The sequence below is a fragment of the Microbacterium wangyouchuni genome (assembly GCF_051546305.1).
GTDB lineage: Bacteria > Actinomycetota > Actinomycetes > Actinomycetales > Microbacteriaceae > Microbacterium.
Window position 1 is genome coordinate 198677 of record NZ_JBPTMA010000003.1, and the last position, 15417, is coordinate 214093.

Below are 15417 nucleotides of genomic sequence, written 5' to 3' on the forward strand. Positions count from 1 at the left end.
ATTCCTTGGCGTTGATTCGAGTGGACAGTGTGACCAGCTTGCGCGTTGGGCGTGCACACCTGCGTTTCGCGATCAGCGAGGTATCACCAGCGCTGTTCGCCGCTCCACAGTGCGTCAGCGCGCGCGACGTCGTTTACGGTCTGGCAACCGGTCAAAGCTAGGGTCGAGGACAATTCGTCGGACAGGATGTCGACGACTCGTCTCACACCCGCCCGACCTCCGACGGCCAGTGCCCACAGGGCGGCTCGGCCGACGAGCACCGCATCAGCCCCAAGGCTGAGGGCCTTGAACACGTCCACGCCGCTGCGGACGCCACTGTCAAGGTAGATCTCCATCCCGTTGCCGACCGCCTCTTTGATCTGGGGCAGGGCTTCCAAGCACGGCGCCATTGCACCCATGGACGGCGGCACACCACCGTGGTTGGATACGATCACCGCGTCGGCGCCGTGATCAACCGCGCTGATCGCGTCAGCCGGTGTCTGTATGCCCTTGATGACGATCGGTAACGACGTGCGAGCGCGGAGCTTAGTAACGTCATCCCAAGTCAATGACGGCTGGATAGCCTGACCGAAGACCTCTGGGATCTCGTGCTTTGTGCCTCTGTACTTCTCGACATTGGCCCACCTGGGCGGTCCATTCAGGTGTGGCCACACGATTGGGGAGACATCAGAGACTCCGTGCAGCGCCGCGCGCTCGGGGAATCGGCGTGCGCCGACGATGTGATCAACTGTGAGGATGATGGCCTCGTATCCCTGCTCCTCGGCACGGCTGACGAGGTCATTGGTCACATACTCGTCTCGAAGCATGTAGAGCTGGAACAGGAGGCGCGCGGACGGAGCGCGATCTCGAACCTCTTCGAGTGAGAGCGTCGAGAGGGTACTCAGCCCCATGGGGATGCCCGTCTTGGCGGCGGCTTCGACCATAGCGCCCTCGCCTTCGGGGTGGAATCGCTGCTGGCCGCCGGCTGGAGAGATCATGACGGGAAGCGGGCTTGGCTTTCCGAGGATCGACGTACTGATGTCGGGTTCGACGACTCCGGCGAGAACCCGTCCGCGGATGAGCCGTCGCTGGAATGCCCAACGGTTCGCGGTCAGTGTTTCCCACGTCGGGGCGCCCTCGCGGCCGAAGTGATTATCAAAGCCCCCCGCAGGGAGCACTTCGCGCGCTTGAGTCTCCAACTGCGCGACACTCAAGAATGTCTGTTCGCGTGACTCTGCAGGGCCGGATCCGCGCTCGCCGACGGGTGACGGAATCGCGGCGTCGACGCCCGCCTCAAGCCGTGCTGAGGACTCGTTCATCATTGCTGTGTTCCTTCGCTCAGGTGTGAATCTTCATCCATCAGTGCGGCGATGCGCTCCCCGATCATGACCGCAGTTGCATTCGTGGCGGCGCGTACCCCTTGGGGGATGATCGAGGTGTCTGCGACCCGAAGGTTGGCGACGCCATACACGCGGCCTGCTTGATCTACCACGGCGGCAGGGTCGGTGGTCGGCCCCATCTTGCAGGTTCCGGTTATGTGCAGCGAGGACATAGAGGTTCGCCGCAGCCATCCGATCAGCGCCTCATCGGTCGCCAGATCTTCGTCCCGCGGCTCGATCCGGTCATCGAGAATGCCGGCGAAGCTTTGATGTTCACCGAGTCTCACTGCAAGCCGGACGGCCTCGACCATTCGGGCGAGGTCTTCTTCTTTCTCTAGCAGCCGGAAATCGATGGTGGGCTGAACTTCCGGGTCGTTCGATACTAGCGAGAGTTCGCCGCTTCCGAGCGGACGCTGCAGTCCGACAACCATGCGGACACCGAGTGGTTTGCGAGGCTGGCCGGGCTGCGCCCGTTCAGTGGCGTAAGACTGCATCGAGATCTTCAAATCGTTGCGGAACTCTGACGATTCGCTGGAGTAGTGCAGAGAAATCTGTGCGCGCGGCGCACGGGGGTCGGTTGCATGCCCTGGCTGTGTGTGCCAGGTCACCCAAGCGGCAGGATGATCGTCCAAGTTCTTACCGACACCAGGAAGATCCACCAGCACCGGAACTTCACACTCCATCAACTGGCGCGCGGGTCCAACACCGGAGAGCATCATGATGTGCGGAGAGCAGATAGCTCCCGCGCTGAGAACAACCTCTCTTCCCCGCACCCGCAGCACCTCCCCCCCGCGGGAGACTTCGATGCTGGCGACACGATCGCCTTCGATCACAAGGCGGCGCACGAAGGTGTCTGCCCAGATGGTCAGGTTCGAACGGTGACGGGCCTGCGTCAGATGACCCAGGGCCGTGCTATACCGAATTCCTCCGGGATTGTTGAGAGGTGTTGGCCCGACACCGGTTGAGCCGGGCGCGTTGTGGTCTCCGCAATTCTGGAACCCGGCCGCGCGGCACGCCTCATAGAACGCGACTTGGTCAGCATTCCATTCCGATCGGGGATAGCGGTGCACTGGGATCGGGCCGGAAGCGCCGTGGAACTCGTCATCGTAGTCACGGTCCTGCTCCAGCCTGCGGAAGTACGGGAGCACCTCGTTGTATGACCATCGGTCGTTGCCTCCGGCTGCCCACTCATCGAAGTCCTCAGGGATGCCTCTGACGAAGATCTGGCCGTTGATGGCGCTCGTGCCGCCTGTCGCTTTCCCCCTGAGTACAACGACCTCTGGTGCCTCATCGGTTGCCTTGCCCGTGAACTGCCAGTTGTGTGCTGTCGTAGTCATGTCGAGTTCAGTCGCATGCCCGTACTTGAGCTCGTCCGGCAAATCGTCCAGCGTGGGGTAGTCCGGACCTGCCTCGATGAGCAGGACGGATCGCTTTGGGTTCTCCGAGAGCCGCGAGGCGAGGGCCGCTCCCGCTGAGCCGGCCCCAACTACAATGACGTCGTATTCCAAGTTCGCTCCTACCACTCTGTAATCTGCGTTATCAGGGTGAGTCGCATTGGTGTCTGAGCATGAAGGTCTGTGTCACGCTCCGACAATTGCAATTATGCTCGACAATTAGCGCTGTAATAAGGGCGTCTTTTGAACGCGAAACAGCGATAGGTCAGGACTCCAATTTGATGGTGCTCAGCCGCGACGGGTTTCTCCATGCATCGAGCGCGTTCCATAGCTCCACGGTTTAGCTCTCTCCAATGAGGCACGGTCGATTGTGGTGCTCGGGCTCTCTGATCATGACACCTTGCTCGAGTCGGCGTCAAATCAGAAAATGCCACAGCAATACAATCGTTCGGTGGCAGTATGTGTACACGTCCGTGCTCTTGTGTCGATCACAGATCAGATTCGGAGCCCAGGCTAATCGGAGACACGGGGGGCAGTTCGCTAGATGTACGCTACTGTCAAGCCCGGCGACAGTGATGTTGCTGATGTTTCATTACCGAGCGGGGTGGTCGTGAAACGTCGCCCGCGGAGGCATGCTCGTACGTTGACACCGGTGTGCATATATGTAAACTTTGGAACCACGATCGATGTTTTTGTGGTTCGGTCGCAACACAAAGGAGTGAAATGCGCAACGCTACACGGAAGCGCCGGCACAGAACATGGGTGGCGGTCGCTGCCCTGACCGCAGTAATGCTCACCGGCTGCTCTATCGGCGATAAAACGCCCGCCCCCGCGGACGCGGCCACCGACCCCGAGGCGACGATTTCGGTCGGCGTCCGTTTCCTGCTGAATTCGTGGGATCCGTCGAAAATGCCGGGTGCCACTATTGTCCCTATTTACCAGCTCATTTATGACAACTTGATTGCGCTGGAAGCAGACCTCGAATTGGTTCCCGCTCTCGCTGAAACGTGGGTGACCGTAGATGATGGACTTACGTGGGAGTTCGGGCTCCGGGACGGCGTAACCTTCAGTGATGGTTCATCTTTCGACGCCGAGGACGTGAAAGCCACGCTCGAGTACTATGCCGGCGAGGGATCGAACATCGGCGCTGACCTCGCATCGATGAGCAACGTAGAGATCGTTGACGAGCAGACGGTCCGCGTTGTGCTGTCGACCCCCAACGTCGGGTTGCCTGGTCTCCTGGCAGGGCGCGTCGGTATCATGCTCAGTTCCGAAAGTGTCGCGTCTGGCGACTTCGAGTCCCCAGTCGGAACCGGCAAGTTCCTCGTAGAGAAGGACACTCCCGGAGTCCAATTGGACGTCGTGCGCAAACCTGATTACTGGGACCCGGACGCGGTGCAGGTCGCCGGAGTGACCTTGCGTGCGATCGAAGACCCAGTAGCCATGTCCAACGCAATCCGCTCGCGCGAGCTTGACATGGCGATTATCGAGGCACCGCAGGCGGACGCCGTTGAGGCGGCGGGATCTTCCACCTACGCGCTCAATGGTTCACAGCTGATGTCGATAAGCCTCAACCCTGACTTGGCGCCGGAGCTTGCGGATCCACGGGTTCGGATGGCTTTGGCTATGGCAATCGACCGTGAGGGCATCGTGAATGGGCTCGCGTTCGGTCGAGGGGAAGCGGCCAATCAGTTCGTCGTGCCTGGGCGCTTCGGCTTCGATGCCGATTTGGAACCGTTCGATTTCGACGTAGAGGGCGCTCGCAAGCTGTTGGCCGAGGCCGGCTACGCGGACGGTTTCACGTACACGATGGCTGCGGACGCGAATAATAGGGCGATCGCCGAGTCCATTCAGGCCAGCTGGGCGGAGATTGGTGTCGACGTGGAGCTCACGTTCCCGACCGGAAGCGCGATCACAGAGGCAACCTGGATCAAGCCGACGATCGCCATCGCGACACAGAACTTGGTACCCGACCTTGAGCCGACTCCTTTCCTGTGGCGGCACCTGAGTACTGACACGATCCGCAATCCCGGTAAGGTCGACGTTCCCGGCGTGACTGACCTGATGCTCAAGGCTCAGTCGACCGTAGACGACGACGAGCGGGAAGCGATCTTCTTCGAGATCGCGGAGCTGACGCGCGAGACGATCTCGGCGTACATTCCAGTGATGTGGCGCAATTACACCATCGCCTACAGCGACGACCTCGTCGGGGTCCAAGAGTGGCAGGCCGGCTACCCCGTTCTCGACGGAGTGGGAATGAAACAGAAGTAACCACTCGATCCCGGCGGGCTCTGCCTGCCGGGATCGATCTTCCGCGTCATACCTGATCGTGGCCGTTCTCGTCTGGCTGAACGCGCCGTACTCGCGCGGACGCGTGACATGTGGTGTCACTTCCAAAGCTATTGCGTACTCTAAACGGCATTGGAGTGGGAAACCCGGACTGATGTCTCAGTCGATAGGAAGTGCTGTGACGGTTGCTGAGGGCTTCGGCGTGAGAGCCGTTCGCCACAGCGGTTCGCGCGATCGCGGAGGGACGCCAGCACACCGCCTGTGGAGAGTTTGCCGACGGACGCGCGGCGCCCGTCCCCGGCCCGCCTCAAGACTTTGATCCGTACTCGCACCGAGCTCTGGAACACGTTCGTCGTGCTCCGCGAAACCTTAAACGGGGGGCGGGGTACTCGAGAGTCTGCGCGAACGTCGAGTCCTCGCCCCGCGACCAATCGGAACGGGGAAGCTACCAGCTATGCGAGGTATCAGTTCCGCAGCGAGGGGCATCTGCTTGGCGTCATCGAGCCGCCTGATCGCTGTGTCGTGGTCGATCGCCGCGCTGAGCCGTTCGATCATTTCGCCGCACGACGCCGTACCGCGCCACTCGGCTGTCGACGGATCCGGAGAATCGATTTTCCAGTAAAATCTGTCGGCATTGGCGGACGACGGCCGGATGGTCCATACGTCCTGGCTCAGCTCGATGTCGCCGGCCCGGCCGACTTCGGCTGGATCCAGGCGACGCCACGCGCCTCGGGGCCGGTGGTTCTGCTCGAGATCATTGAACAAGCGTGTGACGCTCGGTCGCTCCTGCGCGTCCGTGATCTGGTTTTATTCGCTCATGGTGCTTTCCTCTCGACCTCTTCTGGCCCGATCGGTTGGTCGTGTGCGACATCGCCGGCACAGTGAAGGGGCGTACGGATCCGGGGTCTGGATCCGTACGCCCCTTCTGAGACGTTCAGCGGTCAAGGTGCGATGGTCGCGACCTGCCAGGGCGTCTCATTCATCGCCACCGGCCCAGTCGCCGAAGCTTCCGGGCTCGGCGCTTTTGGGTTGCGGGGCACGTCCACCCTCGCGAACTTCAACGAAGGAGCGACCGCATCCGCCACGATCTGCGTGCCCTGCCGACGCTGACCGTCCTTTACATACGCCTGAAAATGCAGGTCGCCGGAGACAATGACTCGATTCCCCTCTTTGAGAGATGCAGCGACGTTCTTAGCCAGCTTCCCGAACACGGCCTCGTTGTGGGAGATCGGCTCGCCGACGTCCTCCTACTCTTTGGTCTCCTCGTTGAGCCGACTAAGGTGCTCAAGAAATGGGTAGGTAGGCCCTGGCGTCTTCACTGTGTCGAAGTCCGCGACACTGTTTGGTGAGTGCCAACTTCCCTGCGAAAGTGCCAACTACAGTGAGAACTCACAGCTTGGCAGAAGATTACTGTGGAGGGACTGACGGGAATCGAACCCGCGCTATCTGCTTGGGAAGCAGAAGTTCTACCATTGAACTACAGTCCCACGGCCTTTCGGCGTTCGGCCAGCATAACAAATGTGGCGACTGTCACGCGCTCACCGCAGCGGATCGAATGCCGCGATAGCCGGATCCACCCGACCGGTCGTGATCTGCTCGGCGAGCAGTTTGCCTGTGGCGGGCCCCAGCACGATGCCCCACATCCCGTGGCCGCCGGCGACGTACACACCGGCCGCTCGCGTTGCCCCGACCAGCGGCAGCCCGTCCGGGGTTACCGGCCTCGAGCCGACCCACTCGTCCTGGCGGTCATCCAGGTCGACGCCCCGCAGCAGCACCCGCGACTGGTTGACGATCGCCTGCACTCGGCGCGCCTGGAACGGCTCGTCCGGCCCGCGGAACTCCATCGTTCCGGCCACGCGCAGCCGGCCCTGATACGGAGTGCAGGCGATCCGCTGGAACGGCAGGTAGATCGGATGCTCCGCCGGCTGCTCGGTCGCCACGGTGAAGGAGTATCCGCGACCGGCCTGTACCCGCGTCTTCACTCCGAGCTCGCGCGCGAGCCGCGGCATCCACGCGCCCGTCGCCACGACCACCGAGTCGGCATCCAATCGCTCGCCGGATGCCAGCACCACCGCAGGTCGCGCGCCACCGGTGACAACCGCGGTCACCTCTGCGTCGGTACGCACAGCGCCGCCTCGAGCGACGACCGCGCCTGCCAGCGCCTCGACGAACGGTGCCGGCTCGAGAAACCGCTGCCCCTCCAGCCTGTATGCGACCTTCACCGCATCCGAGAGCATCGGAGCAAGTGATCGCGGGTCGTCCAGCGGCTCGAACGGCACATCCTGCCCGTGCCGGATCACTCCGGCGATCTCCTTGAGGAAGCCCTTCGAATGCGACCGATCAGCGAAGCCGATGACGAACGGGCCCTCGCGCGTCCACGAGCCGACCCCGCCGTCGGTCAACTCGTCGAAGCATTCCAATGCGATGCGGTCTATCGGCGTGAGTGCCGCCATCGTGCGATCCCACGCTCTGCTGGTGCCGTGCGAGGCGAAGCGTGCGAGAAAGCTCCATAGTGCGGCATCGACGCGGAACGGGACGTGCAGCGCAGCATCCCGATCGAGCAGCGCCCGGGGACCGTACGTCCACAGACTCGGGTCCGCCAACGGAATCGCCTTGCCCGGCGTCAGCCAGCCCGCATTGCCCCACGAAGCGCCGGCCGCGATGCCGGTGCGATCGAGCACCGTGACTTCGACGCCGCGTTCCTGCAGATGCCACGCGGTCGCCAACCCAACCATTCCCGCCCCGATGATGATCGAGCGCGCCATTGCAACCTCCCGAGTACGACAGCCCTGCCCAGGATGTCAGAGTCCCGCGGCTACGGCACCTGGTGCAAGCCCATTAGGCTGATCCCGTGCTTCTCAGTGACCGCGATATCAGAGCAGAACTCGCCGCCGGCCGCATCGGGCTGTCGCCGCACAAGCCGGAGATGATTCAGCCTTCCAGCATCGACGTGCGGCTGGATCGGTATTTTCGGCTCTTCGATAACCACAAGTACCCGTATATCGATCCCGCCGAGGACCAGCCGGAGCTCACCCGGCTCATCGAAGTCAAACCCGACGAGCCGTTCATTCTGCACCCCGGCGAGTTCGCCCTCGGCGCCACATTCGAGCAGGTCACGCTGTCGGATGACATCGCTGCGCGACTGGAGGGCAAGAGCTCGCTCGGACGCCTCGGTCTCATCACCCATTCCACGGCCGGTTTTATCGACCCGGGCTTCACGGGCCACGTCACCCTCGAGCTCGCGAACGTTGCGACCCTGCCGATCAAGCTCTGGCCAGGCATGAAGATCGGCCAGCTCTGCTTCTTCCGCCTGACCTCGCCTGCCGAGAACCCGTACGGCTCCGGCCCGTACGGCAACCGTTATCAGGGGCAGCGCGGACCCACGGCATCCCGTTCGTTCCAGAACTTCCACCGCACGGATGTCAGTAATACCGATCTGGGGTCACTCGGCGGCTGACCGGGCGCGTATCGCCGCACCCACACGTAGTATCGAGAGCGTGAGCGGCGAAAACACGGAAAACCCGCAAGATCCCGGCGCGGATGCCACGACTGATGTGCCCGTGGCCGGTGGTGAGCCGCCGGCATCCCCCGTTGCTCCGGGCGTGGAAGCCTTCGACGTCCCGCCGCCGGAGACGGTCGCCACTCCCGATGCTGAAGCGGCCATCGAAGGTTTCGAGGTGCCGCCGCCGCCCACATTCGGTGCAGCGCCGCCACCTCCCAGCGCGGAGCCGGTCATCCCGCCGGCGCCATCGGAGAATGGCGGAGCTGCCGCAGCGGATGCTCCGGCGCTCCGCAAGCGCAGCACGTGGGCGCCCAACGACACGTGGACGTCGGCATCCGCTCACAAGCAGGAGGCGGTGCCGCCGACCGCTGCGCAGAAGGCCGAATCTCGCGCGGCCGCGTCACGTGCTGCGACGGCGCGCGACGAAGCGACGCGGAACTACGTCAGCCCGGCCGCAGGCGGAACGGACGGCCAGAGCTACCGCGGCTGGACGATCGTGATCTACACAGGTCTCACCGTGCTGCTCTTCGGCGCCGTCGGGCTCATGCTGTTCCTGGGGGCACAGGGCTGACATCCGCGGCGTCGGCCTCCGTGTCGATAGAAAAAGGAAAGCGCCGGGCATGAGTGTTCATGACCGACGCGTGCCATCCATCCTGCGTGACGCAGGTCAGCGGTCGTTGCGACCGCGGCTGAAGCCGGAGTCGAAGCCCCGCTCGTAGGCGCCCTGCGCGAAGTGGGCGAAGTGTGCGCGGCTGTGGCGGTGGCCGCGCTGTCCGTGTCCGTGCCCTTCCGCGAAGTCATGGCCGTGGCCGTGGTCGCACCCGTGTCCGAAGCCATGCCCATGCCCGTGGCGGTGACCGAAGCGGCGGCGCCGTCCGTGTCCGCGGGGGAGCGGTTTCTCTTCGTCCCAGCCGAATGCGCGAGCAAGCTGTTCGAGCGTGGCCAGGGTGGTCGCAAGATCTTCGGCGGGCACCGCGTCAGTGACCTTCGCGCGGATGCCGGCGACGATGCTGCCGAGGCGATCCTTGGCTGTACGCCCTTCTTCGGTCAGGGCCCAGCTGCCGTCGGCATCCGTCACCCAACCGCGGTCGATGAGTAGGCCGAGTTTGTGTTCGGGCAACGGGCGCTCGCTCTTGCGGCGACCGGCCGGAACCGTGCCGTCGACGATGTTCAGCAGTCGCCATTCACGACGCGTGATGCCCTCTGACTCGAAGGCTCTGGCGAACTCGGCTGCCATGAGGCGATCGACGGCCTTGAGCCAGAACCCGAATGGGCGGGAGTTTTCATCAGTGTTCATGGTGTCCATGAGTAAATCCTTTTGTTTGTAATATGACATGTGTATGTAGTGTGTCATGTAGTGGGGTTGCATGTCAAGTTGCATGTAAGGTCTAGGTGTGAGCAACCAGGATCCCGACCCCGCCGAAGCTATCGCCCAGGCACTGTCTCGCTTGCGAGGGCGGCGCCCACACGGCAAAGCACCGCACGGCATGCGCGATCACGGCGGCCCCCACGACCAGCACGAGCACGGCCAGCATCCCCACGACCAGCGCACGCACGACGAGCATGCCGGGCACGGACACGGACACCGCGGTGGCCGTGGATTCGGCCCGCCGCCGTGGGCGGGTGGTCACGGACCGCGCTTCGGCGGCCCCGCACTCGTGCGAATGCTGGATGCGCTCTCCGCAGCATCCGCGCCGCTCAGCGTCAGCGCGCTGGGCGAGGCGATCGGCGTCGACCAGCCGCGCGCATCCCGGCTCGTCCAACAGGGTGTGCAACGCGGACTCGTGCTGCGCGAGGCCGATCCCGATGACGCGAGACGCACACGGATCGCGCTCACCGATGAAGGGCGACGCATCGCGCGTGGCGTGCGGGGCGAGAGGCGTGAGGCGCTGGGTCGTGCCCTGGAGACCTTTTCCGACGAGGAGAGCCGAGAGCTCGCGCGTCTACTCAACAAGCTCGCCGACAACTGGTCGGTATGAAGGAGACGGCCCGATGACTACACCCCAGACGCGCCCGCGTCGTCCCCAGCGTCCGCAGATCGTGCTCGAGGTGATCGAGCGAATTCAGCTCACCGCGCATATGGTCCGTATCGTCGCGGGCGGGCCCGGGATCGCTGTGGTGGAGGATGCTGGATACACCGACGCCTACTCGAAGATGCTCTTCGCCCACCCGGAGACCGACCTCACGCCGCCCTACGACCTTGCGGCGCTGCGCGCCGAGCTGCCGACCGAGCGGATGCCTTCGCAGCGCACGTACACGATCCGCCGGTTCGACCTGACTGGCGGCCGGCTCTGGATCGACTTCGTCGTGCACGGCGCTGACGGTGTGGCTGGGCCATGGGCTGATGCGGCACAACCGGGCGATGTGGTTGTTCTCGGCGGGATCGGTGGCGGATATGCCCCCGACCCCGATGCTGACTGGCACCTGCTGGCCGGTGATGACGCTGCGCTGCCGGCGATCGCTGCCGCGCTGGAAGCCATGCCTGCGCAAGCCGAGGGCGTCGTGCTACTGGAGGTAGACAGCGCTGCCGATCAACTCGAACTCACCGCACCCGCCGGCTTTGAAATCGTGTGGTTGCACCGCGAAGGGCAGCAGGCCGGAACGACCACGCTGCTCGCCGACGCGGTGCGCGAAGTGGAGTGGCGCAGCGGACGCGTGCAGGTGTTCGCACACGGAGAACGCGGCGCCATGAAATCGCTGCGGCCCTATCTGACCGACGAGCGCGGACTCGACCGCACCCAGCTGTCACTCTCGGCCTACTGGGCCTATGGGCGCCAGGAGGAAGCCTTCCAAGCGGAGAAGCGCGAGGCCGTCGGGCAGATCTGAACCGTTTGGACCTCAGCTGACCCGGCTCGCCTTGACCGGAAGCAACAGCAGGAACCCGGCCAGCAGCACGAGCATGATGCCGAGGATTCCGAACGCGGTCGACCCGGTCAGCACGATCAGCAGTGCCCACGCTCCCGACGCCATCCAGCTCGCTGCGCGCCCGGTCGTGGCGTAGAGGCCGAAGATCTCTCCTTCGCGTCCGGCCGGAGTCACACGTGCCAGGAACGACCGCGACGCAGCCTGGGCGGGGCCAACGAACGCGCAGAGGATGAGTCCGCCGATCCAGAAAACGATGGTGCCGGCATCCACCAGGAAGAACACTGCCAGACCAGCGACGATCATCGACGCGAGCGCGAACAGGATGATGCGCTTTGGGCCGTACCGGTCATCGAGGCGGCCGGCGAGGATCGTCGAAATCCCGGCGATGAGATTCGCGGCGATGCCGAAGATCACGAGTTCAAGGAACTCGAAGCCGAACACCAGGTTGGCGATCACCGCGCCGAAGGCGAAGACGCCGCCCAATCCGTCGCGGAACACGGCGCTGGAGAGCAGGAACCAGAACGTGGTCCGCGTCTCTGTGTTGCGGTACAGGCCGATGACGTCTTTCACCAGCAGTACGTATGACTGGAAGAATCCGACCTTGCGCTCCGGGCGTCCGAGTGACGGCTCCGGCACATTCAGGAAGATCGGGATGCTGAAGATGACCGCCCAGATGGCGCAGCCGACGGCGATCAGACGGAACGGCAGACCGTTCTCGGTAGCGAGGCCGAACCAGTCCGCCATGAAGAACACCACGACGAGCACGAGCGCGATGATTCCGCCGATGTACCCGAATCCCCAGCCGAGACCCGAGACCTTGCCGACCGTCTTCGGGTTAGCGATCCCGATCAGCATTGCGTTGGAGTTCACCGCGGCGATCTCGCCGAACACCGACCCGGCCGAGATCAGTGCGACGCCCAGCCAGAACAGTGTCGGGGTCGGTTCGACGAACCACAGTCCGAACATGCAGAGGATGAGGGCGCCCGTGCCGATTCCGAGCCACAGCTTCTGGCGGCCCGCAGCATCCGCTCGCTGTCCGAGAACGGGTGCGACCAGGAGGATGGCGAGGCCGGCGATGGTCGAACCGAGCCCGAGGCCGGAGGCGAGGCCTGCTTCGGCGGCGGTGCGGATCGGGTCGCCCGTGTCGAGGGCTGCGATGTCCGCCGGCAGGAAGGCGTCGGTGGTCAGATAGAGCGCCGTGAAGATGAACGTCAGGATTACGGTGTTGAACGGCTGCGTCGCCCAATCCCACAGCGCCCACGAGTAGACCTGTTTTTTCGGGGCGGGCGTGTCGCCGCGCAGGTTCAGACCGATCACGGCGACAGCGCCCGTATTGGCGGTCGCCTCGGGGGTCGCGACGTCGTCATTGTCAGAAGCACTCATGATCGCAGTCTGGCCAATGCCGGTGAACGGAGGGTAGCGGCGCGCCGTAGCGGCTCCGCGTCAGCGCTCGTCATCATCGCGTACGGGGATGTCGTTGTCCTCCGCATCCTTCAGCCGACCCGCCGTGTAGTGATCTCCCTCGCGGAGCGCCGTCAGCAGTGACTGCGGGATCTCGCGGAACGCCGGAACGGAGACCGCGTCGCCGGATGCCTTCCGCTTCAGAACATGGTGAAAGAGGATGTTCAGCGCCAGAGCGGCGATCGTCGTCGAACTGATCGCCGAGTTGAAGATCACCGTGAACCAATCCGGGAAGCCGGAGTAGATATCGGGCTTCACCAGCGGCAGCAGTCCGAAGCCCAGCGCGACAGCCACGATGATGAGGTTCAGGCTGTCGCGGTAGTCGACCTTCGCGAGCGTCGCGATACCGCTGGCCGCCACCGAACCGAACAGGACGATGCCGACGCCGCCCAGCACGGGTGTCGGGATGGCGGCGACGACGCGGCCGAGTACGGGCAACAGTCCGAGGATGACGAGGATCACACCGCCCGCGGCAACCACGAACCGGCTCTTGACCTTCGTGATCGCGACCAGACCGATGTTCTGCGCGAATGCGGTCTGCGTGAATGAGTTGAAAATCGGTGAGACGGCGCTTGCGAGCATGTCGGCCCGCAGCCCCGCCGCGATGCGCTTCGAGTTGACCTTCGTGCCGACGACCTCACTGACCGCCAGCAGGTCCGCGGTCGTCTCCGTGAACGTCACCAGGACGACGATGAGCATCGAGATGATGGCGGCGATATCGAACGTCGGCATCCCGAATGCGAATGGCGTCGGCAGGGCAACGATCGGTCCCTCCGCGACGGTCGAGAAATCGGCGACGCCGATAACAGTGGCAAAGATGGTGCCGAGTACGAGGGCGATGAGGATGCTCAGACGCGAGATCGTCGCCGAACCGAACTTCGACAGCACAATGACCAGCAGCAGGGTGAGAGCGGCGAGCCCGATGTTTCCCACCGAGCCGTAGTCCGCCGCGGTGTCATCGCCGCCCATCGCCCACCCTGCTGCGACCGGCAGCAGCGACAGTCCCACAGCGGCGATGACGGACCCGGTGACCACGGGCGGGAAGAACCGCACGATCATCGCGAACGCCGGAGCCAGCACCAGTCCGATCACGGAGGAGACGAGCACAGCGCCCATAACCGCCGGCATCCCGCCCTCGCCCATGATCGCGATCATCGTCGCGACGCCGGAGAATGACACGCCCTGCACGAGCGGCAGCTTCGAACCGAAGAACGGCACGCCCAGCGTCTGCAGCAGCGTTGCGAGTCCGCCGATGAACAGGGCGCAGGCAACCAGCATCCCGATCTCAGCCTGATTCATGCCGCCGGCCTGCCCCATCACGAGCGGCGGTGCGATGATTCCGCCGTACATGGTCAGCACATGCTGCAACCCGTAGGCGAAGCTCGGGCCGATGCCCAGCTTCTCGTCTTCGGGGCGGGTGGCGGTGGTCTTCGAGCTGGTCTTCGAACTGGTCATCGGGGGGAGAGCGCCTTCGGAAGGGGACGGATCGACATCTGAGAGTATCGCGAGCGCGGGAGCGGCCACGTGCCGGGTCATCCGAATGATGCCGCCATTAGTTCGGCGAACAGGTATTCGGCGTCGCACTCCACCCGATGCCGGGCGAACCAGTCGCAGATGTTCACGCAGTCCCGGTGCAGCAGATCGAGTCCCTGTGGGTTTGCGATGATGTCGACGATCTGCGGCACATCGATCGCCCAGACCCTGCCGTCGTGAACGAGCAGGTTGTAGGCGGACAGGTCGCCGTGCGCGAACCCGGCCCTGGCGAACAGGTGCATGATCTCGACGATCTGGTTGAAGTAGTCCGTCAGAGCGCGCCGGTCGCCGCGCACCTGGGCCAGTCTGGGCGCTGCGGTGGCGCCGGATCCGATGAACTCCATCAGCACCTCGGTGCCGTTCACCTGCACGGGATACGGAACCGGAGCACCGAGCTGCCACATGCGGCTCAGTGCGCTGAACTCGGCGAACGACCATTGCGCCGCGGCGATTTCCCGGCCGAAGGTCGATTTCTTCGCCATCGCACGCGAATCGCGCGAGCTCTGCACGCGTCGCCCCTCGGTGTAGACAGTCGATCGGTGGAAGGAGCGATGCTCCTCGCCGCGGTAGCGCTTCGCGACCAACAGGGTGCGCTGCGACAGGTCACCGGGGACGGCGCGCTCCAACAGATACGCGTCGGCCTCCTTGCCGGTCTTGAGGATGCCGAGTTCCGTGTCGAGCGCGCCCGCGCTCGTCACGACCCATGCGGGCCTCGGGTCGGGTCCGCGTTCGGATGGGGTGACAGCCGGCCAGGTCGACCAGCGCTGGTTCTCACCGGGTTCGACATCGGCGAAGGCGAGATTCTGGGAAAAGGGGGATGCGTCGAATGACGCGGAGAAATCAGTCACGGTGGTTGCTCCGGGAAAGGAGGCCACGCGCGGATCAGGAGCGGGTGGCCTCGAAGGGAAGAGTGTCGGCGAGAAGTGCGACAGAGACAGTGGACATCTCGTGCTCCTTCCGCTCGGCTCTTCCGGGGCGTTCCCGGTGTGATGAAAAAACACTAGCAGTGTCATGC

General features: G+C 64.1%; 13 protein-coding genes, 1 tRNA gene and 1 pseudogene. 6 read left to right on the forward strand and 9 right to left on the reverse strand.

Annotated features, from left to right (window positions below):
* Positions 1-83: 83 nt before the first annotated feature.
* On the reverse strand, positions 84-1301 hold the full coding sequence (locus ACSS7Z_RS07595; protein ID WP_438253898.1) for an alpha-hydroxy acid oxidase: 1218 nt from the start codon (positions 1299-1301) through the stop codon (positions 84-86).
* Positions 1298-2866 carry a mycofactocin dehydrogenase MftG gene (mftG, locus tag ACSS7Z_RS07600; RefSeq protein WP_438253899.1) on the reverse strand — a complete coding sequence of 523 codons (1569 nt, stop codon included), beginning with the start codon at positions 2864-2866 and terminating at the stop codon, positions 1298-1300. The genes ACSS7Z_RS07595 and mftG overlap by 4 nt, the downstream gene beginning before the upstream one ends.
* Positions 2867-3514: 648 nt before the next feature.
* On the opposite strand from mftG, the gene ACSS7Z_RS07605 reads away from it, so the two are divergent.
* Together ACSS7Z_RS07605 and ACSS7Z_RS07610 are read left to right on the forward strand one after the other, a co-directional pair.
* Entirely contained in the window at positions 3515-5023 is a 1509-nt protein-coding gene (locus tag ACSS7Z_RS07605) for an ABC transporter substrate-binding protein (protein WP_438253900.1), read from the forward strand.
* Between the two features lie 969 nt (positions 5024-5992).
* Positions 5993-6151 carry a hypothetical protein gene (locus ACSS7Z_RS07610; protein ID WP_438254289.1) on the forward strand — a complete coding sequence of 53 codons (159 nt, stop codon included), beginning with the start codon at positions 5993-5995 and terminating at the stop codon, positions 6149-6151.
* Between the two features lie 20 nt (positions 6152-6171).
* On the opposite strand, the pseudogene ACSS7Z_RS07615 reads toward ACSS7Z_RS07610, so the two are convergent.
* From ACSS7Z_RS07615 to ACSS7Z_RS07625, 3 genes and pseudogenes are all read right to left on the reverse strand, one after another.
* A pseudogene (locus ACSS7Z_RS07615) lies at positions 6172-6252 on the reverse strand (hypothetical protein); the annotation flags it as partial.
* A gap of 202 nt (positions 6253-6454) precedes the next feature.
* Positions 6455-6528 (reverse strand) — tRNA-Gly (locus ACSS7Z_RS07620).
* Positions 6529-6579: 51 nt separating this feature from the next.
* A complete protein-coding gene (locus tag ACSS7Z_RS07625; protein ID WP_438253901.1) occupies positions 6580-7806 on the reverse strand; it encodes an NAD(P)/FAD-dependent oxidoreductase in 1227 nt (408 codons plus the stop codon).
* 86 nt (positions 7807-7892) lie between these two features.
* Between ACSS7Z_RS07625 and dcd the strand changes: the two genes are divergently transcribed.
* Both dcd and ACSS7Z_RS07635 read left to right on the forward strand, forming a co-directional pair.
* Positions 7893-8498 (forward strand): dCTP deaminase, encoded by a 606-nt coding sequence (gene dcd, locus ACSS7Z_RS07630; protein WP_438253902.1) that lies wholly within the window; start codon positions 7893-7895, stop codon positions 8496-8498.
* A 40-nt stretch (positions 8499-8538) separates the two neighbouring features.
* The gene (locus ACSS7Z_RS07635) at positions 8539-9114 is read left to right on the forward strand and encodes a hypothetical protein (protein WP_438253903.1); all 576 of its coding nucleotides are present in this window, start codon (positions 8539-8541) and stop codon (positions 9112-9114) included.
* A 96-nt stretch (positions 9115-9210) separates the two neighbouring features.
* Here the strand turns inward: ACSS7Z_RS07635 and ACSS7Z_RS07640 are convergent, their stop codons facing one another.
* Positions 9211-9849 carry a winged helix DNA-binding protein gene (locus ACSS7Z_RS07640; protein WP_438253904.1) on the reverse strand — a complete coding sequence of 213 codons (639 nt, stop codon included), beginning with the start codon at positions 9847-9849 and terminating at the stop codon, positions 9211-9213.
* Positions 9850-9937: 88 nt separating this feature from the next.
* Here ACSS7Z_RS07640 and ACSS7Z_RS07645 point away from each other — a divergent pair, with 88 nt between their 5' ends.
* Together ACSS7Z_RS07645 and ACSS7Z_RS07650 are read left to right on the forward strand one after the other, a co-directional pair.
* Entirely contained in the window at positions 9938-10522 is a 585-nt protein-coding gene (locus ACSS7Z_RS07645) for a MarR family winged helix-turn-helix transcriptional regulator (RefSeq protein WP_438253905.1), read from the forward strand.
* A 13-nt stretch (positions 10523-10535) separates the two neighbouring features.
* A complete protein-coding gene (locus tag ACSS7Z_RS07650; protein ID WP_438253906.1) occupies positions 10536-11369 on the forward strand; it encodes a siderophore-interacting protein in 834 nt (277 codons plus the stop codon).
* Positions 11370-11381: 12 nt separating this feature from the next.
* On the opposite strand, the gene ACSS7Z_RS07655 is transcribed toward ACSS7Z_RS07650, so the two are convergent.
* From ACSS7Z_RS07655 to ACSS7Z_RS07665, 3 genes are all read right to left on the reverse strand, one after another.
* Positions 11382-12791 carry an MFS transporter gene (locus ACSS7Z_RS07655; RefSeq protein WP_438253907.1) on the reverse strand — a complete coding sequence of 470 codons (1410 nt, stop codon included), beginning with the start codon at positions 12789-12791 and terminating at the stop codon, positions 11382-11384.
* Between the two features lie 60 nt (positions 12792-12851).
* Entirely contained in the window at positions 12852-14324 is a 1473-nt protein-coding gene (locus ACSS7Z_RS07660; protein ID WP_438253908.1) for a nucleobase:cation symporter-2 family protein, read from the reverse strand.
* A 77-nt stretch (positions 14325-14401) separates the two neighbouring features.
* Positions 14402-15250 (reverse strand): serine protein kinase RIO, encoded by an 849-nt coding sequence (locus tag ACSS7Z_RS07665; protein ID WP_438253909.1) that lies wholly within the window; start codon positions 15248-15250, stop codon positions 14402-14404.
* Positions 15251-15417: the final 167 nt, after the last annotated feature.